Genomic DNA, 24,597 nt, shown 5'->3' with positions numbered 1-24,597 from the left:
TTAATTAAAATTTGAGTTGAATTAATAAAAATATGTGGTACAATGTATATACAATTAAGGAGGGGTTAAAATGAGTACAATTTCATTACGTTTAAATAAAGAAGAAGAACGCCTTTTTAAAAATTATGCAGACTTTACCGGAGAAGGATTAACGACCCTATTAAAGAAAGCATTAACTGAAAAAATTGAAGAAGAATATGATTTACAAGCTGTAAAAGAGTACGAAAGTGCTAAAGCAAATGGAGAAGTTATATTAGTTGACCATGAGGAATTCTGGGGAGACTTATAATGAGGTACACACTTTCTTATGATGAACGTCTCAAAAAGAAAATTAAAAAATTAGATAATGGAACCAAAGTGATCTTAAAAAAATGGATTGAAAAAAATTTGATGGACTGTGAAGAGCCTAGAAGTAAGGGGAAACCTCTGCGTGGAACTTTGTCAAAATATTGGAGATATAGAATTGGAGATTATAGATTAATTGTAGAAATCGAGGATGACCAATTAAAAATTATAGCATTTGAATTTGCTCATAGAAGCAGTGTTTACAAATTTATGAAATAGGAGAAACCAAATGGAATTACTAATCGTTATTATCGCTGTTGTTTTAGTAGCGGTAGTTGCTCTGATGTTCCGCACAAAACCAAATGCAGGCGGAGCGGTGGAACAAACACTATCAACACAAGAAAGTACACCAGTAGAAGAAGCGTACATCCCAGAAGAATTAGAAGAATACTTACGCGAATTGAAACGCAATGGCCAACCGATTAAAGCCATTCAAAAATTACGTAACGTAACAGGAATGAGCTTGTCAGAAGCCAAACAATTTGTCGACGACATTATCATTTAACAATAACAGAGTGCCCAAGCAGGAGACTAAACACCTTCCTCGGGCACTCTTTTTTTATTTCGGACCCTTTACATTATTCGGGGAATATTTTTGGCACCTTTACCTCACCCGGCCACCCTTTCTTTTCCCCTCCGCCTTCGAATTGATTGGGCTTCTTTTTTTATCTTTAATAATTTACGCCTTACGGATAGCGCGTTAGAGTAGAACACAAACGAAGAACTCACTGGATTTCATCGTAATCATAATCGTGTTTCAGCAAGCAATGTGAATTACTGAGGGTTAGGGGTTTATCTCTTACCCTCAGTTTGAAGCTTGCTAGACTTGAGACTTCGGCTCAAGTCGGTGCAATGATTATGATAACGATGAAAAAATCCAGAGGAGTTCGAAGGGTGTGTTCTATTCTTTTCATTCATTACCCGTAAGGCGTTCTTATTTTTGAGCATAAAAAAAGAGCCCGAGATCAATTCTCAGGCTAATTATTATTTGCTTAATTTTGCAGCAAGACGTGATTTATCACGAGAAGCTTTGTTTTTGTGGATTAATCCTTTAGAAGCAGCTCCGTCGATTGCTTTGTGAGCAGCACGTAATAATTCTTCAGCATTTTCAGCACCTTCAGCTACAGCAGCGTCAAATTTTTTGATAGCTGTACGCATAGCAGAAGTTTGAGCGTTGTTAGCAAGTGTTGACTTTTTGTTAGTACGAACACGTTTGATTTGTGATGCGATATTTGGCAATGGGTTCACCCCTCTTTCATTTAACATGTATAATTACTGATCAGTTGTTTCCAACACGAACTATTATACAAAAGTCCTACTTGAATTGCAAGCAAGGTATTGTGAAAGAACAAGACGGACAAACGGTAAAACTCCCGTAATGATGGTATACTAGAAAAGAAAGAGGTGAAGTCATGGATCAATTTAAATTAGTGGCTCCTTACGCACCAAATGGAGACCAACCTCAAGCCATCCAAGAACTCGTCGATGGCATTAATAATGGGGTCAAAGAACAGACCTTACTTGGGGCAACCGGAACAGGGAAGACGTTCACGATTGCAAATGTGATTCAAGAAGTCAATAAACCAACGCTCGTATTAGCGCATAATAAAACATTAGCCGGCCAGTTGTACGGAGAGTTGAAAGAATTCTTCCCGGACAATGCGGTCGAATATTTTGTGTCGTATTATGACTACTATCAACCAGAAGCGTACGTTCCTGCCAGCGATACGTATATCGAGAAGGAATCGAGCGTCAACGATGAGATTGATAAATTACGACACTCGGCCACAAGCGCTCTTCTAGAACGTCGCGATGTGATTGTAGTGGCGTCCGTGTCTTCGATGTATGGTTTAGTAAACCCGGAAGATTACCGCGACCATGTATTGTCGCTTCGTGAAGGCATGGAAATCGAACGTGATGACTTATTGCGTCGATTGGTAGAAATGCAGTTCGAGCGTAACGACTATGATTTCCGCCGTGGAACATTCCGTGTTCGTGGGGACGTCGTTGAAATCTTCCTACCAGGAAATGATGCGACAGCCTTTCGTATTGAATTCTTCGGAGATGAAATCGAAGCGATTAAAGAAGTTGATGTGTTGACGGGTGAAATTAAAGCAACCGTGGAACACGTTCCGATCTTCCCAGCAACGCACTTTGTGGCCAATGAAGACCAAATTTCACGGGCCGTGGCTACGATTAAAGAAGAGCTTGCGGAACGACTAAAAGAATTACGAGACAACCATCAGTTACTTGAAGCACAACGCTTAGAACAACGGACCAACTACGATATCGAAATGCTACTAGAGATGGGCTACTGTAACGGGATTGAGAACTACTCCCGTCATATGGATGGCCGACGTCCAGGACAACCACCGTATACTTTATTAGACTTCTTCCCGAAAGATTCGCTCTTCGTGGTCGATGAGTCGCATATTACGATGTCACAAATTCGTGGAATGTATAACGGGGACCGTGCTCGTAAGGAGCAGTTGATTCAATACGGCTTCCGCTTACCAAGTGCTTTAGATAACCGTCCATTGCGCTTTGAAGAGTTCGAGGAACGCGTGCCACAAATCATTTATATTTCGGCAACACCGGGGCCTTACGAGTTATCGCATACGCCAACAGTTACCGAGCAAATCATTCGCCCAACCGGCCTGCTCGATCCACCAGTGGAAGTTCGTCCAATTAAAGGACAGATTGATGACTTGATTAGTGAAATCAACTTACGTGTAGAACGCAATGAGCGTGTCTTTATTACGACATTAACGAAGAAGATGTCCGAGGACTTGACCGACTATTTAGAAGAAGTGGGCATTAAGGTGAAGTATTTGCATAGTGACATTAAGACATTGGAACGTACGGAAATCATCCGTAACTTACGACTCGGGGAATTCGACGTGTTGGTCGGAATCAACTTGCTTCGTGAAGGGTTAGACGTGCCAGAAGTGTCCCTTGTGGCAATTCTCGATGCGGATAAGGAAGGTTTCCTTCGTAGTGAACGTTCTCTTGTTCAAACGATTGGACGTGCGGCGCGTAATGCGAACGGTCGTGTGATTATGTATGCCGATAAGATTACGGATTCGATGCAAAAAGCGATTGATGAAACGAATCGTCGTCGTGCCATCCAAGAGGCATACAATAAAGAACATGGCATTGTTCCGAAGACTATCGTGAAGAATATCCGTGATTTAATTGCGATTACGCACGAGGTCGAAAAAGAAGATGCACCAACGACAGCAAAAGACTTCAAGAAGATGACGCAAGAACAACGCCGAGAAGCGCTTGAGTTACTCGAGTTGGATATGCGTGCGGCAGCCAAGGACCTCGATTTCGAGAAAGCAGCCGATTTACGCGACGTGATTCTCGAATTACGTGCGGAGTATCGCTTATAAGAGGTCAGATTTATGAAATGGAAATTAACAAAGGACTTACCAGAACTGGAAGGGAAAATCTTTCCAAGCCAAATGGAAGGATTTCACTTTCAGGTGGTGAGTGCTAGCCAAAAACAAGGCTTAGAAATCGTAGCGATCGATGAGGTTAACGAGCGCTACACCTTATTCGATATACCAACAACGAGTAGCAGTATCGCTCAAGCCTTGCGCGAAGAGGCAAGTGAGCTAGCGTTCCAATGGATGCATCCTGAGCAATCGAGTATCAAAGAAGCACGCCAGAAGTGGACGAAGTGGATGACCGAAAATATCGTCCCGTATCATGGTAATCCGTTTGAGAAGACGGAGGCGATGGGCTTTATGGTCGAAGATAAAGGCAAATGGTATGGGCTCATGATGGAAGTGCCGCTTCAAAAACTAGGAGTGACTTCAAAGGCTGACGCCCTTATTTTGAACGTGAAGATTCATCCGGAAGACAAGGAACGACTCCTATCGACTGACGGGATTTATGAAGCCTATCATATGAATAAGAAGCATTGGATTTCGATTGCGCTGAATGTGTGCACAGATGACGCACTCATTAAAGAGTGTATCTATACCAGCTACAAATGTGTTGCAAAGAAAGACAATTCTTTACTTTCAACGAGAGATTCGCTATAATTTTCAACATAGCGTTTTAGCAAAAAGGAGATTTTTTTATGGTAAATATTGCAATTGTAGGAGCGACAGGTGTCGTTGGAACAAAAATGATTGAACGTTTAGAAGAAAGTAACTTACAAGTAGACCACTTATATCTACTTGCTTCAGCGCGTTCAGCAGGGAAAGTACTACAGTTTAGAGGAAAAGATTATGTAGTCGAAGAATTAACGGAAGACTCCTTCAAGCTTGATATTGACTACGCCATCTTCTCAGCAGGGGGCGGCACTTCATTGAAATTTGCGCCAATCGCAGAACGTGACGGCGTGATTGTTATCGACAACTCAAGCGCATGGAGAATGGATCCAGAGATTGATTTAGTCGTACCAGAATGTAACGCACCAACATTAGAGCGTAAGATTATCGCTAATCCAAACTGCTCAACAATCCAATCGGTTGTGCCATTACGTCCATTGCATGATGCATTTGGATTAAAACGTGTGGCCTATACAACTTACCAAGCTGTTTCAGGTTCTGGACAAGCAGGGATTAACGATTTAAGAAACGGGGAAAAAGGGGAAGCTCCAACAAACTACCCACATCCAATTTACAATAACGTATTGCCACATATCGATGTATTTTTAGAAAATGGCTATACAAAAGAAGAAATGAAAATGATTCAAGAAACTCGCAAGATTCTAGGATTGTCAGACGATGTAGCCATCACAGCTACTTGTGTGCGTGTGCCTGTATTCAACTCACACTCTGTAGAAATCAATGTGACTTTCGAAAAAGATACAACTCCTGAAGAAATTCGTGCGATTTTAGAAAAAGCACCAGGCGTAATCGTATTAGATAAACCTGAGGAAAATGTGTATCCAACACCATTACAAGCAACTGGGCATGATGAAGTGTATGTAGGACGTATTCGTCGCGACATCTCTCAACCTAACAGCTTCCACATCTGGTGTGTGGGTGACAATATTCGTAAGGGTGCAGCAAGCAACGCGATCCAAATTGCGGAGTATATTGAAGCGCACAATTTACGTAGATAATTAAATAGAAGACTGGGCACCTGGGTGACAGTATAGTGAACAATGTTGATTACTCCAAATCCTTACGGATATCTTCATAATAGCTATAACGTTGCACCGGTTCGAGCCTAGGTCTCTCACCTTTAAAGCCTCAAAGGGAGCGTACGGAATAAAATTCCTACGCTCCCTTTTTCGCATTTAATGCCATCCCACGTTATGGCTATTATAGAATCCGTAAGATTTTTCGTAATCAACTTTCTAATAAGGCCCAGTCTTCTAATGATTATTTACTCCGCTGCACCCCACTGTAGGTATAAAAAAGGATTCGTTGAGGATGGAAAAACGTGATGTATCATAAATGATACAACTTTAGAAAGTAAAAAAGTGAGTGTAACATTTTTGTTACGTAACATAATTGTTACACTCTGAAAAATCAAAAGCAGGAAGCATGTTTTTCCGCTTTTGAAGAGGATAAAATGTGATACAATAAAAGTACTATGGATGTAAAAGGAAATACGCGTGTGAACAAGTTAAAACCTTATTTAAAGCCGTATCTGAAAGAAACGATATTGGCACCTTTATTCAAATTATTCGAAGCGATTCTAGAATTGTTTGTTCCGCTCATCATGGCGGTCATTATCGATAAAGGAATCAGTAATAAAGATACTGCGCTGATTCTCCAACAAGGAGCGATTCTTATTGGACTAGGAATTTTAGGCGTGGTCGTATCGATTACCGCTCAGTATTTTGCGGCAAAGGCGGCGACTGGATTTACGGCCGACGTGAGACAGGCGCTCTTTTCAAAAATTCAATACTTTAGCTTCTCGCAACTCGATGCGCTAGGAAATGACACTTTACTCACGCGTTTAACAAGTGATATCAATCTTGTGCAAAGCGGGTTAAATATCGCGCTTCGTCTATTGCTTCGTTCGCCGTTTATTGTCGGGGGAGCGATTGTGATGGCGTTTGTCGTGAATGTAGAAATGGCATGGACGTTTGTTATTACGGTGCCGATTTTAGCTATCGTAGTATTCGGTATTATTTACTGGACGATTCCGATGTATCGCCGTGTGCAAGGGAAATTAGATCGCATTATGCGTCTCGTGCATGAAAACTTGCTCGGTGTGCGTGTGATTCGTGCATTTAACCTTGAAGAAAAAGAAATTCATACCTTTAGAGAAGATACTGAAACGTTGAATCAAGCGCAACAAAAGGTGAGTGGTCTCTCAGGCGCTATGAACCCTATTACGTTTGTAATTGTGAATGTGGCCCTCATCGTCATTCTTTATGGTGGAGCGATTAAAGTGGATACAGGAACCTTAACGAAAGGGGAAGTCATCGCTTTAACAAACTACATGTCACAAATTCTAGTGGAACTTGTGAAGTTTGCGAACCTTGTCGTATTGATGACAAAATCAGTAGCGAGTGCAGAGCGTGTTGATAACATTCTATCGATTGAAGCGGATATGGTCGAAGGAACTGAAGAGGTTCATCCTGAAGGAGAAGTGGCGGTGGCGTTTAAAGACGTGACGTTGACGTATCAGGGAGACCAAAACGCAGCGTTGAACCATATCTCATTTACCGCGCTGAAAGGACAGACCATCGGCGTTATCGGTGGGACGGGTAGCGGGAAATCGTCTCTTGTCAATATGATTCCTCGTTTCTATGATGCGACCCAAGGGACTGTAGAGGTGTTCGGGGCAGACGTTCGTCGCTACCGTTTTGCATCGCTTCGTGGAGCGGTCGGAATGGTCTTGCAAAAGGCGCAACTCTTCCGTGGAACGATTGCTGATAATGTTCGTTTTGGAAATGCATCTGCTTCTACTGAAGTGGTAGAACATGCACTCGGTGTCGCTCAAGCCAGCGAGTTTGTACAAACGAAAGAAGGCGGACTTGATTATAGTATCGAACAAAATGGCCGTAATTTATCCGGTGGGCAAAAACAACGGATGACGATTGCACGTGCGATTGCTAAACAAGCCCCAATTTTAATTCTAGATGATAGTGCTTCGGCATTAGACTTTGCGACCGATGCGAAATTGCGTGAGGCGATTAAGAACCAAACACCACGTCCGACGACCTTTATCGTGTCGCAACGGGCGGCTTCAGTGCAGTATGCAGACTTAATTCTGGTACTCGATGAAGGAAATCTTGTCGGCAAAGGAACGCATGAAGAGCTCTTAGCCAACAATGAGATTTATCAAGAAATTTACTACTCACAATTTCCAAAGGAGGATGAAGCATGAGACAGAAAACTCAATGGGAAACCATCCGTAAAGTTCTCCGCTACATCCGTCGCTACCGGATTTATTTCGTAGCGTCCATCCTTATGGCGAGTGTGAATGTATTCGGAACATTAATGATTCCAAAATTAGTCGGGGAAGCTGTGGACCAAATGCTGGACACGGGCCAAGTGTTCTATGAAGGACTATTTGCCATCCTTTGGCAGATTGCCCTCTTTACGGCAGTGGCAGCCATCGCGCAGTGGTTAATGAACCTCAGCAATAACAAGATGACGTACTCTGTGGTTCGTGACCTTCGTAGAGACGCGCTTGAAAAAATCGAGACATTACCACTCAGTTATTTAGATATTCATCCAGCCGGAGAAATCGAGAGTCGTATCATTGCGGATGCAGATCAATTTGCGGATGGATTATTGATGGGATTCACACAGTTATTCACGGGTGTGATGACCATTCTAGGAACCTTAGTCTTTATGCTGAGCGTGAATATGACATTGACGCTCGTAGTAGTCGTGGTGACGCCAGTATCCTTCGTGATGGCCAGCTTTGTTGCGAAGAAATCCTATCATTTCTTTAAACAACAATCGGAAATTCGTGGCGACCAAACCGCCTATATGAATGAGATGATTGAGGGAACACGAGTGGTTACGGCCTTCCAGCAACAAGAAAAAGTCATTGAGGACTTTGCGGTGATTAATAAGAAGTTAACGGATGTATCGCTCAAGGCTATTTTCTTCTCGAGCATCACGAATCCGGCAACGCGCTTTGTCAATAGCATCGTCTACACAAGTGTGGGCGTGTTCGGGGCGTTCTTCGTGATGAGTGGTGGCGTGACGGTGGGACAACTGTCGTCCTTCTTAAGTTACGCGAACCAATATACGAAACCATTCAATGAAATCTCAGGAGTCATTACGGAGTTACAAAATGCGATTGCCTGTGCGAATCGCGTGTTTGAACTGTTGGAACAACCTTCTGAGAGTCCAGAGCGTGCAGGTGCTGTGTCTCCTGAAAACTTTGACGGGGCTGTGGAATTTAGCCATGTGGATTTCTCTTATGTGAAAGACCAACCGCTTATTGAAGACTTCTCGCTGGATGTCAAACCAGGGCAACGTGTGGCGATTGTCGGTCCAACCGGAAGTGGGAAGACGACATTGATTAACTTATTGATGCGTTTCTACGATATTAATAGTGGGAAATTAGCCATCGACGGGCTTTCGATTGAAGATATCACGCGTCAAAGCCTACGAAATGGATTCGGAATGGTGCTTCAAGAAACATGGCTTCAAACGGGAACTGTCCGTGAAAATATCACGATGGGAAATCCAACGATTAGCGAAGAAGAGATGATTCGCATCGCAAAACTCTGCCATATTCATGGATTTGTAAGTCGTCTGCCACAAGGATATGATACGGTGATTTCAGATGACGGTGGGGACTTCTCGCAAGGACAAAAACAATTGCTCTGCATCGCGCGTGTGATGATGGGACAACCGAATATGCTGATTCTCGATGAAGCGACTTCTTCCATCGATACGCGTACCGAGTTGAAGATTCAAGAAGCCTTCCAACATCTGATGGAAGGACGCACGAGCTTTATTGTGGCACACCGCTTGTCGACGATTCGTACCGCGGATGTGATTCTTGTCTTAAAAGACGGACATGTCATTGAAAAAGGAAATCATGCCAGCTTGATGGAACAACGTGGATTTTACTACAATCTCTATCAAAGTCAGTGGCAACATTAACAATAAAAAGAAGCGTAGGCTCTATAAAAAGAGTCTACGCTTTTTTGAATTGCTGAAAGTGCAAAATTATCATATATGATAATTTCAAAAGATTATTGCTTGAATTCTTCTAGAGCTAGAGACGCTTCTTCCCATTCAGCGAGGAGCGTTTCTTGGCGTTCAAGAAGGGCGCCTTCTTCGGTTGAGAGGGCAGCGGATTTATCTGGATCAGAATAGTTTTCTTCCAGTGTCATCGCCTCATGCACTTGTTCGAGCGCCGTTTCGATATCGTGCATCTCCGCTTCTAGTTGCTCGATGCGACGAGTGAGTGTACGAATTTGACGTTGCTCTTCTTTAGAGGCATGGTAGCTGGCTTTGGCTTCTGTCATCGGCTCAGCTGTTGTTGCTTCGACACTCTTGGCTTCTTGCAATGCGGCGAGTTCTTCTTTCTCTTGTTTTTTCTCGAGATAGTAGTCATAGTCGCCTAAATACAATGTGCTTCCAGTTTCTTCGATTTCTAGGATGGCCGTTGCGACCTTATTGATAAAGAAACGGTCATGCGAAACGAAGCAAATCGTGCCGTCGTAGTCGATAAGGGCATCTTCGAGGACTTCTTTACTGTCGATGTCCAAGTGGTTCGTTGGTTCGTCGAGCAGTAGGAAATTATCATGCTCCAGAGACAGTTTGCAAAGCGCCAAACGGGCCTTTTCACCCCCGCTGAGTTGAGCGGTTGTTTTCTCGACATCGTTTCCTGAGAAAAGGAAGCTGCCAAGAATCGAACGGACGTCTTTTTCAGGCATCGTAGAGTGACGAGACCAAAGTTCTTCTAGAACTGTTTGATTCGATGAGAGGCCGGCCAAGTTTTGGTCAAAGTAACCAACTTGAACGCCAGTGCCTAAGTCGATTGAGCCTTCGATTAGAGGCAATTCACCCGTAATCGACTTCAAGAGGGTAGATTTTCCAATACCGTTAGGCCCCACAATCGCGATAGCTTCACGCTTGCGAAGCTGGAAGGAAATCGGACCGCTCAAGGCTTCGTGGTCGTAGCCGATATAAGCATCAGTGACTTGCAGCACTTGGTTTCCGGATTCGCGTTCCACGGTAAATTCAAAACGAGCAGAGCGCTGATCGCCTTTTGGTTTCTCTAAGCGTTCCATTTTCTCGAGCTTCTTACGGCGTGATTGCGCACGTTTTGTAGTTGATGCGCGCACTAAGTTTTTCTGGATGAATTCTTCCAAGTCGTGAATCTCTTGTTGCTGCTTCTCGTAGGCTTTTTGTTTGAGTAAATAGCGTTGCTCGCGTTCTTCTAAGTAGTGCGAGTAGTTTCCTTTGTAATATTCGCAGGCCTTATGACTGATTTCATAGACTTCGTTACACACACGGTCCAAGAAGTATTGGTCGTGGGATACGATGACAAGCGCGCTACTTGAAGAGCGTAAGTAGTCTTCAAGCCACGTCAATGTTTCAATATCCAAGTGGTTGGTCGGTTCGTCTAAGATGAGTAGGTCGTGCTTTTCTAATAAAATACGAGCTAGTGCCAAACGAGTGCGTTGACCTCCAGAGAGTGCTTGTATCGGTTGGTCGTAGTCTTCTGGATAGAAACGGAATCCATGAAGCACGGTGCGAATTTCAGACTCGTAACCATACGCATTCTTTTGGTTCAATTCTTCTTGTAGCTGGTCGTATCGTTTTAAGGCGAGTTCGTACGCCACGGGGTCACTTAGAAGGTCTGGGTCACCAAGTTGTTCAGCTGCTTTTTGCGCTTGTTTCTTCAAGGTTTCCACATCTTCGAAGAGATGCACCATTTCTTCCCAAACAGTGCGGGAAGACTGGATGGCAGCGTATTGATCTAAGTAGCCAATCGAAAGGTCTTTCTTCTTTGACACAGCACCAAGAGAAGGTTCTTCGATTCCAGCCAACATTTTTAATAGCGTAGATTTTCCAGTACCATTTCGCCCAACGATGGCAATGCGTGAATTTTCTTGAATATGAATCGTAATATTTTCAAATAGGACTTCATCCGCAAACGTACGCGCGAGTCCTTGTCCTTGTAATAAAATCATGACGGGTCCTTTCAATGTGGTATCAGTTTATTTTAGCATAAAAAAGAGGGGGAACAATATTGATACGCGTTCTTCTTTGCATTCACATTCACAATGGGGAGGTTGTGAAGAAAAAAGCACAAGGCTTGCTGTATATAAGCGAAATTCATTAATGTTCGTGAGGTACAAGCAAACTGTTTGTGAAATGAAATGTCGTTGTGATAGAATACGCATGGATAAAAAAGAAAAAGGGAGTCTTATTCATGAAAGATTTAAACGAATTAAAAGAAATCGAAGTGCCACGCGCAACTGCGAAACGTTTGGCCATTTATCATCGTTACTTACGTTTCTTGCATGACGCAGGAAAACGTCGCATCTCATCAACTGAATTAAGTGAAGCTGTAAAAGTCGATAGCGCAACAATACGTCGTGACTTTTCATATTTCGGAGCTTTAGGAAAACGTGGATATGGATATGATGTAGAATACTTATTAGAATTCTTCAGCCATACTTTAAACCAAGATCGCCTAACAAACGTCGCTTTAGTAGGGGTCGGTAAATTAGGACAAGCGCTCTTAAACTACAACTTCCACCAAAGCAACAACGTGCGTATTAGCGCAGCGTTCGACGTAAACGAAGACATCGTTGGAACAATCCAAACAGGTGTGCCAGTTTACAGCATGGATGAAATGGTAGAACAATTGAAAGTTCAACAAATCCAAGTGGCCATCTTAACAGTGCCTCAAGATGTAGCTCAAGAAACAGCAGACCGCTTAGTAGAAGCAAATGTTCGCGGAATCTTGAACTTCACACCAATCCGATTAGACGTACCAGAAAACGTTCGAGTTCAAAACGTGGACTTAACAAACGAACTTCAAACACTTATTTATTTCTTGGACAACCAAAAATAATCTATTGAAAGGCATCCGAATAGGGTGCCTTTTTTGTAAAAAAATAAGCACTAATCCAATCCGATTTGCGGAGTGATTAGTGCTTTTCTTTTGGTTCTTTATCGTCTAGTGAATCCTCGTCATCGGGCAGATTCTCGATGAGGTTGGCGAGTTTTTTCAACTCGTTGTAGGTGCGAAGCATGTTGATACTTGTTACGATGCTTGTCGTTGCGAATAGACAGCAGAATAATGTGATAAAGTCAAATCCATTTCCAGGATAATGCGTCGTTGCTAGAAAGATAAAGAAGACGGCTAATATGATTTCAAAATATAGTTTTCTGAAGAAACTTTTTCGTGTCATCGCAATCATCCTTTCCTGTCAAAATCTTACAAAATTCCAGACAAATAAGCAAGTATTTATTCTTGATTTTTCCTGACCAAATGAGTATCATAAAACTATGAGTTAGCACTCAGTGTTTTTGAGTGCTAAAAAAGATGAAGGAGGATTTCATATGTTAAAGCCTTTAAAAGATAGAGTTGTTATTCAAATGGTAGAGCAAGAAGAAAAAACTGCTGGAGGATTATTCCTACCAACAACTGCTCAAGAAAAATTACAATTTGCAAAAGTCATCGCAACAAGCAAATTCACTGCTGCAGAAGACCGTCAAGTGGCGGTTGGCGATAAAGTAGTATTCGAGAAATATTCAGGAACAGAAGTTAAATTAGATGGTCAAGAATATATCATCGTGAAAGAAAAAGACATTATCGCAATTGTTGAATAAAGGGGGATACAACTATGGTAAAAGATATTAAATTTGCAGAAGATGCAAGAAGCGCCATGCTACGTGGTGTGGACGTTTTAGCGAACACAGTAAAAGTAACATTAGGGCCAAAAGGACGTAATGTTGTATTAGAAAAAGCATTCGGTTCTCCACTGATTACAAATGATGGGGTAACGATTGCCAAAGAAATCGAATTAGAAGATCACTTCGAAAATATGGGTGCAAAACTCGTTGCTGAAGTGGCTTCAAAAACAAACGATATTGCCGGTGACGGTACAACTACAGCGACAGTGTTAACACAAGCCATCGTTCGTGAAGGGTTGAAAAACGTAACGGCTGGAGCTAACCCAGTAGGCATTCGTCGCGGGATTGAACTTGCGACAAAAGCAGCGGTTGAAGAATTACACCGCATTTCTCGTCCAGTAGAATCAAAAGAAGCCATCGCACAAGTTGCGGCAATTTCTTCAGGTTCAGCGGAAGTCGGTGAATTAATCGCTGAAGCTATGGAAAAAGTGGGTAACGACGGCGTTATTACAATCGAAGAATCTAAAGGGATTGAAACAGAATTAGATGTTGTAGAAGGTATGCAATTTGACCGTGGTTACTTATCACAATACATGGTAACGGATAACGACAAGATGATTGCGACTTTAGACAATCCATTTATCTTAATCACAGATAAGAAAGTGTCAAACATCCAAGAAATCATTCCGTTGTTAGAACAAATCGTTCAACAAGGACGTGCGTTATTAATCATCGCGGATGATGTGGATGGCGAAGCTTTACCAACATTAGTATTAAACAAATTACGCGGAACATTTAACGTGGTAGCTGTAAAAGCTCCAGGATTTGGTGACCGTCGTAAAGCGATGTTAGAAGATATCGCGGTCTTAACTGGTGCTCAAGTCATTACAGAAGACCTTGGTTTAGAATTAAAAGACGCTACATTAGCTCAATTAGGGACTGCTGGTAAAGTAGTGGTTTCTAAAGACAGCACTACAATCGTTGAAGGTGCAGGTTCTAAAGAATTAATCGCGAACCGTGTTGCTTTAATTCGCGCACAAGCACAAGATACAACAAGTGATTTCGACCGTGAAAAATTACATGAACGTCTTGCTAAATTATCAGGTGGGGTTGCCGTGATTAAAGTCGGTGCCGCTACTGAAACAGAATTGAAAGAGAAAAAACTTCGCATTGAAGACGCCTTAAACGCAACTCGCGCAGCGGTTGAAGAAGGAATCGTTTCAGGTGGGGGAACAGCTCTTGTGAACGTTCAAAAAGTGGTAGACGCTCTTGAATTAGAAGGCGACTTAGCTACAGGTGCGAAAATCGTATCTCGTTCATTAGAAGAACCATTACGTCAAATCGCAGAAAATGCAGGTCTTGAAGGTTCAGTCATTGTTGCTCGTTTGAAATCTGAAGAAAAAGGAATTGGATACAATGCCGCTACAGATGAATGGGTAAACATGATTGAAGCAGGTATCGTGGACCCAACAAAAGTAACACGTTCTGCATTACAAAATGCTGCATCTGTTTCAGCATTATTATTAACAACAGAAGCTGTTGTAGCTGACAAACCAGCTCCAGTAGCACCACCAATGCCAGGGATGGATCCGGGCATGGGTATGATGTAATCAAAGAGGGGTGAAAGTTTTTCACCCCTCTTTTTCTTTTTGGATAAAAACACCGCAAGGTGCTTCTCGACAAAAGTGAACGAAGTTCAAAACTTCGAACACTGAAGGATTTGTTTATAATAGCTGTAATGGGGTACCGTCTCGAGCCTGTAGTCTCTCGACTTTAAAGCCTCAAAATGGTCGTACGGAATAAATTCCTACGCCCATTAATTCGCATTTAATACGATTCCCCATTACTGCTACTATAAAATCCTTCGTGTTCTCCGTTTTGAACACTTTTTTGGTGATACTTATAAAAAGAGGATGGATAGAGAAAAAAAATAAGACCAACAGATATGCTGGTCTTATTTTTGTGGTTATGATAATAGGGATTTGCAGTGCGCGTATTCTGGATAAGAAGAGAATTCTGCGATGAGGAAGTCTTCGATAAAGGCGAAGCGTTCTTTATATAGCGAACGAACGGCGTCGGACTCTGTATGCTCTAAGGCATAGGCTGTTTGCTGCAAGAAGAGTTGTGGGTGGGTGTCTTGCAAGATTTCAAGAAGTCCCTCCAGTGTATCAGGGTTTTCCTGTCCGATTTGTTGCAGTAAGGTATGGATGGAAACCCAATCCCTCATATCATACGTGATGTCTTCGGTAGTTGCCTCCAGCCGAGAGAGGAAATCGTCAAAGGAGTTTGCCACTTCGAGCCACTGATCCATTTCAACGTCAATCAGACGGATGCTGGGTTCCTGTTCAATACCGTCTTGATAATCGAAGGCGTAGTAGATAGGTCCGTCTTGGAAAAAGACTACAAAGTACTCGGGCAACCCTGTCACTTCTGGAGACCATGCAGCATCCAGAATGCTTGGGAAATACGGGCCTTCTGAGTATCCGCTCAGTCCATTACAGAGGGCGTAGTCGAGGCCAAAGCGCGTTGGTTCAACCGTTGTAATCTTAGTGTTCGTGAAGAATCCGGCACCATTTTCCAAAAGAAAATCCACGTAGCTTTGTGGCAATGGAAAACGAGAAAAATTCTCTATCGTCTGTGGAATGGGCGAGAATAACTGTTGCTGAATCATGGGGCTCCTTTCTACTGCAAAATCCGTCTTAGGATGGATGCAGAAAAATTTACGATTTGCTACTTTATCTTTGCCTACTATTTTACACACATTTAGGAAAATATGGTACAATGAGGGTATTAAATCTAAAGGAGAGTGTCACAAAATGACAGTAGTATGGATTGTATTAGGAGTCTTAGCAGTAATTGTTCTATGGGCAATGTTTGCATACAACGGACTTGTACAACAAAAAAACTGGGTTCAAGAAGCTTGGGCGCAAATCGATGTTCAATTACAACGTCGTAATGACTTAGTTCCAAACCTTGTTGAAACAGTAAAAGGTTACGCAAAACACGAACAAGAAACATTAACTCAAGTAATTGCGATGAGAAACCAAATTGCAAACATGGGTAGCGATGTTTCACCACAAGAAAAAATGGAAGCATCTAACCAATTATCAGGTGCTTTAAAAACTATTTTCGCTTTAGCTGAAAGTTATCCTGATTTAAAAGCGAACGACAGCTTCTTAAACTTACAAGAAGAATTGACAAACACAGAGAACAAAATCTCTTACGCTCGTCAATTATACAATTCAAGTGTTGCGAGATATAACATCTCTATTCAATCAATTCCAACAAATATTATTGCTGGTTTTGGTGGATTCACTAAAGAAGAAATGTTAGAAACTCCAGTTGAAGCTCGTAAAGTTCCTGAAGTGAAATTCTAATTGACAGTTCATTAGTAGGGAGGGAGTGCTAGGATGTTATATCAACAAATTGCTTCCAACAAACGCAAAACGCTTGTCGTTATTGTGTTGTACATGGCGCTCTTCGTTGCAGTGGGTATCGGAATTGGATATTACGCCATAGGGAATGCGGCTGCTGGGGTCATTATTGCCCTTGTTGCAGGTGGCCTATATTCAATGATGATGATTGCAAATGCGACTAATGTAGTGATGCAATTAAACCATGCCAGAGAAATTACAGATAAAAATCAAGCACCGATGATTTGGAATATCGTGAGCGATATGGCCATAATCGCAAAAGTACCAATGCCACGTATCTTTATTATCGAGGACGAATCTCCAAACGCGTTTGCGACAGGAAGTTCTCCAGAAAAAGCAGCCGTGGCGGTCACAACAGGGCTTTTAGAACGTTTGAATCGTGAAGAGCTTGAAGGGGTTATTGCCCACGAGTTTGGACACATTCGTAACTATGACGTTCGCCTTCAAACAATTGCGATTGCGCTTGGTGCCGTGATTGCCATGCTCGTCCAATTCGGAAGTCGCATGATGTTCTGGGGTGGCGGTAGTAGAGACCGAGATGATGATGACAACGGTGGTGGCGCAAATGCCATTTTCATGGTCATCGGTTTAATCGCGATGATTCTTGGACCATTTATGTCGACGATTCTACAATTGGCCTTGTCACGAAACCGTGAGTACTTAGCAGATGCGTCTGCAGTGGAATTCACACGAAATCCATATGGACTTATTTCTGCACTGACGAAGATTTCAGAAGCCCCGCCAATGACGGAAGCCGACAAGAAGAGTGCGGCGTTATATATCTCAAATCCGTTTGGGGAAGAAGGAGATTCACTCTTCTCAACACACCCATCAACGGAAAATCGTATTAAACGATTAGAAAAAATGTAGAAATTAGACTGGGGGCTCCTCAGTCTTTTTGTTTTCAGAAAGTGAAACTTTTTAACGATAAGAAAAGAGGTTAGATGGATGTCGTTTATTAGAAAAAATGTACTACTGGAAGAGGGAACGTTCTTTTATTATCTACATGAGGAAAGCCTCTTTCACGAAGAATCTTATAAGGAATTATGTGCGTATATTGAAGGGTTGGAATATATTTCATTAGAGGACTTTAAAGATCTTGTTTTTCTTCATCACCAATTGATTCGTCATTTAGTGTATCATTTTGACCCTGTGGATATTGTTGAATTAAAGAGCTTTCCAAAAGATTATTGGGAAGTGATTGAAAGAATAGACATTGCGGTGAAAAGAATCACTCAGAAAGTCAAATGCTAAGAATGGACTAACCTGTAGAAGGAAAGAAAAAGAGTTGAAGAAATCATTTCAACCCTTTTTTGCGTATAAAGGGTGGAGAATCCACTTTAGAATGTTGCTAAATTGTTACAGAAGAAAGCGGTTCACACGTAAAAATGTAATCTAATATATATGTTTTAGTAGAAAGAAATCCTTTATAATGGAACATGATAAACTCTATGGAGGTGAGACTGTGGCTAAACAATTATATATCCATTACGATAGCGTATCGAACCATGTACTAACGAAGTCGATAGCGTTCCATTTGTCTGCCTTACCACAGTCTGAGATTCCGCAAAACCTACTTCTCTTAAACGGGAAGTCCAGCCTTGCCACACACGATCCATATACGGGCTTCATGTGGGTGAAGGGGCGTAAAAATGTGTTAGCGTATCTCCAAGGGGTGGAAGAAGGCAAAGAGGCGCCATCGAACTGGGTGGACTTTGATTCGATTGATTTCGTTCATCAATTAACGCCGCAAGAGATTGCAGACTTGCTATATATTTCGCACGCGAAGACGCACTTGCATTCGCCGTTCTTCTATAAATTACAAAACAACTTTATTTACTTGTCACTTGAAAATGGCTACTCGAAAGTATACTACCGTAAAATTGAGCAATTCTTGCCTATCTTATCGGCGCAAGTCCAAATCGAGATGACAGATATCTTAAACGAGACACCGAAGTTCTTATTCTTTGGTGCCGACAAAGTGGCTTCAGCGATTTCCATCGAAGCGCTCAAAGAAATGATGCCATTGTATCGTGAAGGAATCAGCCTAGCTTTTGATAAAGTCACAAAGAAAGAAGACAGCTACGAAGTGCCAATCTTCTTAACAGAAGACCGTTATCATTATGCCGATAAAGAAGTGACACAAAACGTCCGCATCGGACAACTCGCGTATAGCGAAACGTATCAAAACTGGAAGATTTCAGCGAAACTTCCAACGAATGACGCTATTTAAAGCACTTTTCACAAAGGTTGTGAGAGGTGCTTTTTTAATCCCTTGGCCGTAACTTGTAACCATTGGGCCGTTTTGTTATACTGAAAAGTGCAAGGTTATTTTCAAAATAACGTTCGAAGAGCCTAAATGAGGCGGTTCGCAGCACGCGAATAGTTTGGAGGATTCATATGAAAATTGTAGTAATTTACGGCGGAAAGAGTGCAGAGCACGATATTTCAATTTTAACAGCCGGTTCAATTATTAAAGAAATTTATTTCGAGTATTACGATGTGCAACCAGTGTACATTACAAAAGAAGGAACATGGTTAAAAGGAGAAGCGTTAAAAGCTCCTGTAGCCTTTGACCAAGCGCTTCGTTTAACAGAAGGGTCTGTAGCGCATTTTGCAACAACTGAAGGCGAAACATCAACAGGCGTTCGCATCCAACCATGCGATATCGCTGGACCAGATACAGTAGTATTCCCAATCTTACACGGACCAAACGGAGAAGACGGAACGATTCAAGGATTGTTCGAAATCTTAGACTTACCATATGTTGGTTGTGGCGTATTAGCCAGCGCAAACGGAATGGACAAAATTGCCAGCAAGCATTTATTCCAGCAAGCAGGCATTCCACAAGTGCCATTCGTACCTTTTGTGAAAGCTGATTTCGAAAAATCACCAGAAGCCATCTTCACACGTGTGGAAGGAACATTACGCTATCCAGTGTTCGTGAAACCAGCGAATATGGGTTCTAGTGTTGGGATTTCTAAAGCGACAAACCGTGAAGAATTAACAGCAGCCATCGAAGAAGCATTGAAATATGACCGCCGTATCGTCGTAGAACAAGGAATCGACGCACGCGAAGTCGAAGTAGCGGTTCTTGGAAACGACGAAGTGAACACATCTGTGGTTGGGGAAGTCGTGAAACAAGCAGGCTTCTACGATTACAACGAGAAATACATTAACAACACAACAACACTTCAAATTCCAGCAGCGATTCCTGAAGAAGTCTCTGCTAAAATTCGTGAGTATGCCGTAACAGCATTCCGAGCTATTGACGGTAGTGGCTTAACACGTTGTGATTTCTTCTTAACCGAAACAAACGAAGTGTTTATTAACGAAGTGAATACAATGCCAGGGTTCACACAATTTAGTATGTATCCAAAACTTTGGGAAGCAATGGGCATTTCCTATAAAGATTTAGTCGAAGAACTCATTCAATTAGCGTTGAAACGCTATAACGATCGTCACGCGAGATAAGGGGTAGAAAGATGAGTATTGGAACAGTTGCTGAAATTACAAAAGCCGTCGAAGCGATTGATTATCAATCAGCACATCGATTTGAAGTCATCGAATCTGTGGCTTTCGACACACGAAAATTAGGGCCAAACAGCCTTTTCGTGCCACTTCAAGGTCAAACAGACGGACATGATTATATTGAACAAGCGATTCAAGCAGGCGCAACAGCTGTGTTATGGGGCAAACAAGATGTAACGCCACCAGATGGAATCTGCGCCATTTGGGTGGATGACCCACTTCAAGCTTTTCAAAAATTAGCGAAATGGTACTTAGAAAAAGTATCACCACGCATCGTTGGAATCACAGGTAGTTCTGGGAAAACAACGACAAAAGATATGACAGCAGCGGCTCTTGGTGCACGCTACCGTGTCTACAAAACACAAGGAAACTTCAATAACGATATCGGCTTACCACAAACGATTTTAGATATGCCCGAATCAACGCAAGCACTTGTCTTAGAGATGGGAATGAGCGAATTCCACGAAATCGAATTCTTATCAAAATTAGCACGCCCAGAAGTCGTTGCGATTACGCTTATCGGTGAGTCGCATATGGAACAATTGGGAAGCAAGGAAGGCATTGCCAAAGCCAAACTTGAAATCCTTTCTGGACTACAAGAAAATGGAACCTTTATTTATCCAGCGCATGAAGACTTAATTACAGCAGGGATTGCACAAGCTGAAAAACCAGTAACCTTCAAAATCGTTACAGTCGGCGAAGGAAGCAAGGAACTTTCAGCTAAAAATATCGAACTGTATTCAGACCACACAGCGTTTGAATTAGTGACTCCAACGGAAACAGTGGCGGTAACATTACCAGTCCTTGGCGCGTACAATGTTTCAAATGCACTACTTGCGATTGAAATTGCACGCACATTAGATGTTCCACTTTCAGATATCGTGTCTGCCTTAGCGAATTTCGAATTGACGAAGAACCGTACGCAATGGGTGAAAGGGCAAAACGGCGTAGCCATCCTAAATGATGCTTACAATGCCAGCCCAATCGCGATGAAATCGGTCATTAAATCATTTGTTTCAGTCGAAGCAGCAGGCCGTCGCGTCCTCGTTCTTGGGGATATCCGCGAACTCGGAGAACATTCGAAAGAATTGCACGCCAGCATCTCAGAAGTCATTTCTCCAAGCGAAGTCGCACTTGTGTACTTGTATGGCGAAGAAATGGAAGCACTCTATGATGCGTTGAAAGGACAGTTCGATTCAGCAGCTCTTCACCATTACATGGACAAAGAAGCCTTGATTGCTGACTTGAAGGCTGAACTCAAAGAAGGCGACCAAGTTCTTATTAAATCAAGCAACGGCACAGGCTTACTAGCAGTTGTCGATACCTTAAAAGCAGAATAACAAATATAAAGTAAAGCGAGAGACGCACCACCGTCCCTCGCTTTTTTCGTCCCCTCCCTGAGAAAAGCTTTTATAAAGTGTCCCATTTCTCAACCGCACCAGGAGAAGCAAACCTACCCGCCTCCTCCCGCTTTTTTACTTTGGAATGCGCTGTGATTACGGGCGGAAAATCTAGCGGATTCAATAGTAGCAGTAATGGGGGATAGCATTCAAAGTGAATTACGTACTCTTGAAAATTTATTTTCTAGAGTACGTTTGAATCTTGAAAGAGCTTGAGACCGTGGCTCAAGCCGGTGCCCCATTACAGCTATTATTGATAAATCCGCAAGGATTTGGAGCCCGTAAATTCTTATTCCTTAAGCATTTTTCAAAGAATAAAAAGCAGGAGTCGGCGGTCTGTATTCTTTGCATTCTCGCTGGATGCGTGCTATACTATTCGCTGAGTTGAGAAATGTACACACATTTATAATAGATAGTTTGAAATTTAAACGATTGTAGAAGTCTGGTGCTCTTACGAAAAGCTCCAGACTTTTGTTATGAAGGGAAATCCCTCGTGTGCTTCTCACCGAAGTATCCAAGGAGGAAAATATGAAATTTAATGAATTAGGATTGGATTCTGCCTTACTAGAATCTATCGAAAAAATGGGGTTTGAGGAAGCAACTCCAATTCAAGCACAAACCATTCCAAAGGCCCTAGCAGGCTTAGATGTGATTGGACAAGCGCAAACAGGGACTGGTAAAACAGCTGCATTTGGTTTGCCAATGCTTCAAAAAATCGACCCAAGTAAAAAAGGCGTACAAGGACTTGTTATCGCACCAACTCGTGAACTTGCGATTCAAACACAAGAAGAATTGTTCCGTCTCGGACGCGACAAAAAAATTCGTGTACAAGCTGTTTACGGTGGCGCGGACATTAACCGTCAAATTCGCCAATTAAAAGAAAATCCACAAATCGTTGTGGGAACTCCAGGTCGTTTATTAGACCACATTTCACGCCGTACATTGAAGCTTGCGACAGTGGAAACACTTGTCTTAGACGAAGCGGATGAAATGTTAAACATGGGATTCTTGGAAGATATCGAATCGATTATCAAACAAGTTCCAGAAAACCGCCAAACGCTTTTATTCTCTGCGACAATGCCAGATGATATTAAACGTATCGGTGTTCAATTTATGAAAGATCCAGAACATGTTCGTATCAAATCAAATGAGATGACAGCGACATTAATCGATCAATATTTCGTAAAATGTAAAGACTACGAGAAATTCGACATTATGACACGTTTATTAGACGTTCAAACGCCTGAATTAACCATCGTATTCGGACGTACAAAACGTCGTGTAGATGAATTAGCACGCGGACTTGAAATGCGTGGCTACCGTGCAGAAGGAATCCACGGGGACTTAAGCCAACAAAAACGTATGAGCGTTCTTCGTGACTTCAAGAACAACCATTTAGACATCTTAGTTGCTACAGACGTGGCAGCTCGTGGACTAGATATCTCAGGCGTCACACACGTCTACAACTACGATATCCCACAAGATCCAGAAAGCTATGTACACCGTATTGGACGTACAGGCCGTGCGGGGCAAGAAGGAATGTCTGTAACATTCGTGACACCAAACGAAATGGATTACTTACGTGTGATTGAAGAATTAACACGCAAACGTATGACAAGCCTTCGTCCACCAACGCAAACAGAAGCCTTGGAAGGACAAACAAAAACAGCTATCGAGTCTATCGACGAAATGATGAAAACTGTGGAACCAAGACGTTTCAAAGAAGCGGTATCTTACTTATTAGACGAGTACGAACCAGAAGAATTGGCAGCTCTATTACTTAAGAGCATGATTAAAGACCCAACTGAAATTCCAGTTAAAATCACGCCAGAACGTCCATTGCCAAGCCGCAAACGTGGCAACAGCCGTGGAAATTACAACCGTAGCGACCGTAAAGACAACCGCGGACGTAACGGAAAAGGAAGCTTCAAGCGTAAAGAAGACCGTCGTGGCCGTGGCTTAGAAGACGAATATACACGCGGATATAAAGGGAAAGATTCTCGCCGCCGTAACAACAAAAAGAAATCTGACAAAGGCTTTACCATCCGTCAGAAATAATAAGGGAAGTGACTTCTATTAAGGAGTCACTTTTTTTGTGGAAATTTTTTATTTTAGGTTCATTTTAGTTTTAAGGAGTATTCTCTTATTAAGGAAGACGCAAAAAGCAACAAGCGATTTTCTTTCAATAGAACAGTGTTTTGATACAATAAGGAAAAGAGGGATACAATCATGACTGTTTTAACAAAAAATAGACCAAAAGAACCATTAAAAACTTTAAAGTGGTATGACATCCTCATCGTGACGATTATCATGTTCGGGGAGTTTATCATCCGATCCACGCAACAATTTCTACAGAGTTTACAACCAGTGACGGAAGTGATCCAACCGTATACCGAGACGACAACGTCCTATAGCGACGGGGCAGCGTATTCGAGTAACTTTACCTTACAGGTGATTTTACTAGCGATTGCACTCTTGTACTTAGTCATCCGTCATTACGACTTCAAGCAGTTGAAGATTCGTTTTCACTGGTCTGTACTTATCTGGGTACCGGTATTATTCACGATGGTCGGACTGTTCGGCGACGTCGTAACAACGCTGAGCGGCGAATACAACTATTTCGACCCAGCGCTCGTTCCGTTCATGAACCCACAGGAAATCATCAATAAGTTCTTAGCGTTATCTCCAATGGCCATCGCTTATGGGCTATTAAATGGATTTTACGAAGAGTTCTTCTTCCTTGGATTAATGACATCAGTGAAGGAAGAGCATCAGTGGAAGGCTTTAGCATTCTCAACACTGGTTCGTTTCTCATTCCATACGTATCAAGGAATGTTGTGGGCAATTATTATCGGAGTCGTGTACGGATTGTTCTACTACTTCATGTACAAGAAAGTGGTCAAAAACTTATTACCATTCTTCCTTATGCACGCATTGGCAGATATGTTTGGTTCAACCTTCATCTACTTGCTAATTGCATGGGCATACTAATATTTTACAAAGCGCATCCTGGAATGGGTGCGTTTTTTCTTGTTGAAAAGCTGCAATTACCATATATGGTAATTGAGTGTTGGAGTGGAGTAAAAACAGTGTAAAATCAAGCTTCTTTCTTATGTGTGA

23 protein-coding genes are annotated in these 24,597 nt (G+C 42.2%); 19 read left to right on the top strand and 4 right to left on the bottom strand.

What is annotated here, in order from left to right:
* Positions 1-70 precede the first annotated feature (70 nt).
* The 3 genes from relB to O3793_RS02355 are packed head-to-tail and all read left to right on the top strand — an operon-like array spanning position 71 to position 850.
* Positions 71-289 (top strand): type II toxin-antitoxin system RelB family antitoxin, encoded by a 219-nt coding sequence (relB, locus tag O3793_RS02365; RefSeq protein WP_048783442.1) that lies wholly within the window; start codon positions 71-73, stop codon positions 287-289.
* Positions 289-564: a type II toxin-antitoxin system RelE/ParE family toxin gene (locus O3793_RS02360; RefSeq protein ID WP_048783441.1), complete on the top strand. Its 276-nt coding sequence runs from the start codon at positions 289-291 to the stop codon at positions 562-564. The genes relB and O3793_RS02360 overlap by 1 nt, the downstream gene beginning before the upstream one ends.
* Before the next feature lie 10 nt (positions 565-574).
* Positions 575-850, top strand: a complete 276-nt coding sequence (locus O3793_RS02355; protein ID WP_371445320.1) for a hypothetical protein — start codon at positions 575-577, stop codon at positions 848-850.
* A gap of 479 nt (positions 851-1,329) precedes the next feature.
* On the opposite strand, the gene rpsT is transcribed toward O3793_RS02355, so the two are convergent.
* A complete protein-coding gene (gene rpsT, locus O3793_RS02350) occupies positions 1,330-1,584 on the bottom strand; it encodes a 30S ribosomal protein S20 (RefSeq protein ID WP_048709754.1) in 255 nt (84 codons plus the stop codon).
* A gap of 173 nt (positions 1,585-1,757) precedes the next feature.
* Between rpsT and uvrB the strand changes: the two genes are divergently transcribed.
* From uvrB to O3793_RS02325, 5 genes are all read left to right on the top strand, one after another.
* Positions 1,758-3,740: an excinuclease ABC subunit UvrB gene (uvrB, locus tag O3793_RS02345; RefSeq protein WP_371445318.1), complete on the top strand. Its 1,983-nt coding sequence runs from the start codon at positions 1,758-1,760 to the stop codon at positions 3,738-3,740.
* Between the two features lie 12 nt (positions 3,741-3,752).
* Positions 3,753-4,397: an MmcQ/YjbR family DNA-binding protein gene (locus tag O3793_RS02340; RefSeq protein WP_371445317.1), complete on the top strand. Its 645-nt coding sequence runs from the start codon at positions 3,753-3,755 to the stop codon at positions 4,395-4,397.
* A gap of 38 nt (positions 4,398-4,435) precedes the next feature.
* Positions 4,436-5,428 (top strand): aspartate-semialdehyde dehydrogenase, encoded by a 993-nt coding sequence (locus tag O3793_RS02335; RefSeq protein ID WP_371445315.1) that lies wholly within the window; start codon positions 4,436-4,438, stop codon positions 5,426-5,428.
* A gap of 476 nt (positions 5,429-5,904) precedes the next feature.
* Entirely contained in the window at positions 5,905-7,653 is a 1,749-nt protein-coding gene (locus tag O3793_RS02330; RefSeq protein WP_371445313.1) for an ABC transporter ATP-binding protein, read from the top strand.
* A complete protein-coding gene (locus tag O3793_RS02325) occupies positions 7,650-9,395 on the top strand; it encodes an ABC transporter ATP-binding protein (RefSeq protein ID WP_371445312.1) in 1,746 nt (581 codons plus the stop codon). The genes O3793_RS02330 and O3793_RS02325 overlap by 4 nt, the downstream gene beginning before the upstream one ends.
* A gap of 92 nt (positions 9,396-9,487) precedes the next feature.
* Here O3793_RS02325 and O3793_RS02320 read toward each other — a convergent pair whose 3' ends face one another.
* Positions 9,488-11,437, bottom strand: a complete 1,950-nt coding sequence (locus O3793_RS02320) for an ABC-F family ATP-binding cassette domain-containing protein (RefSeq protein WP_371445311.1) — start codon at positions 11,435-11,437, stop codon at positions 9,488-9,490.
* 242 nt (positions 11,438-11,679) lie between these two features.
* Here O3793_RS02320 and O3793_RS02315 point away from each other — a divergent pair, with 242 nt between their 5' ends.
* Complete coding sequence (locus tag O3793_RS02315) at positions 11,680-12,327, top strand: redox-sensing transcriptional repressor Rex (RefSeq protein ID WP_048712903.1); 648 nt, start codon at positions 11,680-11,682, stop codon at positions 12,325-12,327.
* 76 nt (positions 12,328-12,403) lie between these two features.
* On the opposite strand, the gene O3793_RS02310 is transcribed toward O3793_RS02315, so the two are convergent.
* Entirely contained in the window at positions 12,404-12,667 is a 264-nt protein-coding gene (locus O3793_RS02310; protein ID WP_048713683.1) for a hypothetical protein, read from the bottom strand.
* 151 nt (positions 12,668-12,818) lie between these two features.
* Between O3793_RS02310 and groES the strand changes: the two genes are divergently transcribed.
* Together groES and groL are read left to right on the top strand one after the other, a co-directional pair.
* A complete protein-coding gene (gene groES / locus O3793_RS02305; protein ID WP_371445309.1) occupies positions 12,819-13,088 on the top strand; it encodes a co-chaperone GroES in 270 nt (89 codons plus the stop codon).
* Between the two features lie 14 nt (positions 13,089-13,102).
* Complete coding sequence (groL, locus tag O3793_RS02300) at positions 13,103-14,722, top strand: chaperonin GroEL (protein WP_048781726.1); 1,620 nt, start codon at positions 13,103-13,105, stop codon at positions 14,720-14,722.
* A 356-nt stretch (positions 14,723-15,078) separates the two neighbouring features.
* Here groL and O3793_RS02295 read toward each other — a convergent pair whose 3' ends face one another.
* Positions 15,079-15,783, bottom strand: a complete 705-nt coding sequence (locus O3793_RS02295; RefSeq protein ID WP_371445307.1) for an SMI1/KNR4 family protein — start codon at positions 15,781-15,783, stop codon at positions 15,079-15,081.
* Positions 15,784-15,928: 145 nt separating this feature from the next.
* On the opposite strand from O3793_RS02295, the gene O3793_RS02290 reads away from it, so the two are divergent.
* The 8 genes from O3793_RS02290 (at position 15,929) to O3793_RS02255 (ending at position 24,468) form a co-directional block, all read left to right on the top strand.
* A complete protein-coding gene (locus O3793_RS02290) occupies positions 15,929-16,489 on the top strand; it encodes a LemA family protein (protein WP_048711349.1) in 561 nt (186 codons plus the stop codon).
* Between the two features lie 33 nt (positions 16,490-16,522).
* A complete protein-coding gene (htpX, locus tag O3793_RS02285) occupies positions 16,523-17,416 on the top strand; it encodes a zinc metalloprotease HtpX (protein WP_371445305.1) in 894 nt (297 codons plus the stop codon).
* 78 nt (positions 17,417-17,494) lie between these two features.
* Entirely contained in the window at positions 17,495-17,800 is a 306-nt protein-coding gene (locus tag O3793_RS02280) for a hypothetical protein (RefSeq protein ID WP_371445303.1), read from the top strand.
* 211 nt (positions 17,801-18,011) lie between these two features.
* Positions 18,012-18,779, top strand: a complete 768-nt coding sequence (locus O3793_RS02275; protein WP_371445302.1) for a hypothetical protein — start codon at positions 18,012-18,014, stop codon at positions 18,777-18,779.
* Between the two features lie 167 nt (positions 18,780-18,946).
* Positions 18,947-20,020 carry a D-alanine--D-alanine ligase gene (locus O3793_RS02270; RefSeq protein ID WP_371445300.1) on the top strand — a complete coding sequence of 358 codons (1,074 nt, stop codon included), beginning with the start codon at positions 18,947-18,949 and terminating at the stop codon, positions 20,018-20,020.
* Positions 20,021-20,031: 11 nt separating this feature from the next.
* A complete protein-coding gene (gene murF, locus O3793_RS02265) occupies positions 20,032-21,417 on the top strand; it encodes a UDP-N-acetylmuramoyl-tripeptide--D-alanyl-D-alanine ligase (RefSeq protein ID WP_371445299.1) in 1,386 nt (461 codons plus the stop codon).
* Between the two features lie 588 nt (positions 21,418-22,005).
* Positions 22,006-23,535 carry a DEAD/DEAH box helicase gene (locus O3793_RS02260; protein WP_048781715.1) on the top strand — a complete coding sequence of 510 codons (1,530 nt, stop codon included), beginning with the start codon at positions 22,006-22,008 and terminating at the stop codon, positions 23,533-23,535.
* A gap of 171 nt (positions 23,536-23,706) precedes the next feature.
* Positions 23,707-24,468: a CPBP family intramembrane glutamic endopeptidase gene (locus O3793_RS02255; protein ID WP_371445297.1), complete on the top strand. Its 762-nt coding sequence runs from the start codon at positions 23,707-23,709 to the stop codon at positions 24,466-24,468.
* Positions 24,469-24,597: the final 129 nt, after the last annotated feature.

This window comes from Granulicatella sp. 20925_1_28, assembly GCF_041433575.1.
Classification (GTDB): Bacteria; Bacillota; Bacilli; order Lactobacillales; family Aerococcaceae; genus Granulicatella.
This window is presented reverse-complemented; position numbering and strand designations above follow the sequence as displayed.

Bases quoted from the DNA above. Each gene is read 5' to 3' on its own strand.
- groES (WP_371445309.1), top strand. From the start codon at position 12,819: ATGTTAAAGCCTTTAAAAGATAGAGTTGTTATTCAAATGGTAGAGCAA.
- O3793_RS02290 (WP_048711349.1), top strand. From the start codon at position 15,929: ATGACAGTAGTATGGATTGTATTAGGAGTCTTAGCAGTAATTGTTCTA.
- groL (WP_048781726.1), top strand. From the start codon at position 13,103: ATGGTAAAAGATATTAAATTTGCAGAAGATGCAAGAAGCGCCATGCTA.
- O3793_RS02310 (WP_048713683.1), bottom strand. From the start codon at position 12,667: ATGACACGAAAAAGTTTCTTCAGAAAACTATATTTTGAAATCATATTA.
- O3793_RS02270 (WP_371445300.1), top strand. From the start codon at position 18,947: ATGAAAATTGTAGTAATTTACGGCGGAAAGAGTGCAGAGCACGATATT.
- O3793_RS02255 (WP_371445297.1), top strand. From the start codon at position 23,707: ATGACTGTTTTAACAAAAAATAGACCAAAAGAACCATTAAAAACTTTA.
- O3793_RS02340 (WP_371445317.1), top strand. From the start codon at position 3,753: ATGAAATGGAAATTAACAAAGGACTTACCAGAACTGGAAGGGAAAATC.
- O3793_RS02320 (WP_371445311.1), bottom strand. From the start codon at position 11,437: ATGATTTTATTACAAGGACAAGGACTCGCGCGTACGTTTGCGGATGAA.
- O3793_RS02355 (WP_371445320.1), top strand. From the start codon at position 575: ATGGAATTACTAATCGTTATTATCGCTGTTGTTTTAGTAGCGGTAGTT.
- O3793_RS02260 (WP_048781715.1), top strand. From the start codon at position 22,006: ATGAAATTTAATGAATTAGGATTGGATTCTGCCTTACTAGAATCTATC.
- O3793_RS02325 (WP_371445312.1), top strand. From the start codon at position 7,650: ATGAGACAGAAAACTCAATGGGAAACCATCCGTAAAGTTCTCCGCTAC.
- uvrB (WP_371445318.1), top strand. From the start codon at position 1,758: ATGGATCAATTTAAATTAGTGGCTCCTTACGCACCAAATGGAGACCAA.
- O3793_RS02295 (WP_371445307.1), bottom strand. From the start codon at position 15,783: ATGATTCAGCAACAGTTATTCTCGCCCATTCCACAGACGATAGAGAAT.
- O3793_RS02280 (WP_371445303.1), top strand. From the start codon at position 17,495: ATGTCGTTTATTAGAAAAAATGTACTACTGGAAGAGGGAACGTTCTTT.
- O3793_RS02315 (WP_048712903.1), top strand. From the start codon at position 11,680: ATGAAAGATTTAAACGAATTAAAAGAAATCGAAGTGCCACGCGCAACT.
- relB (WP_048783442.1), top strand. From the start codon at position 71: ATGAGTACAATTTCATTACGTTTAAATAAAGAAGAAGAACGCCTTTTT.
- O3793_RS02330 (WP_371445313.1), top strand. From the start codon at position 5,905: ATGGATGTAAAAGGAAATACGCGTGTGAACAAGTTAAAACCTTATTTA.
- htpX (WP_371445305.1), top strand. From the start codon at position 16,523: ATGTTATATCAACAAATTGCTTCCAACAAACGCAAAACGCTTGTCGTT.
- murF (WP_371445299.1), top strand. From the start codon at position 20,032: ATGAGTATTGGAACAGTTGCTGAAATTACAAAAGCCGTCGAAGCGATT.
- O3793_RS02335 (WP_371445315.1), top strand. From the start codon at position 4,436: ATGGTAAATATTGCAATTGTAGGAGCGACAGGTGTCGTTGGAACAAAA.
- O3793_RS02360 (WP_048783441.1), top strand. From the start codon at position 289: ATGAGGTACACACTTTCTTATGATGAACGTCTCAAAAAGAAAATTAAA.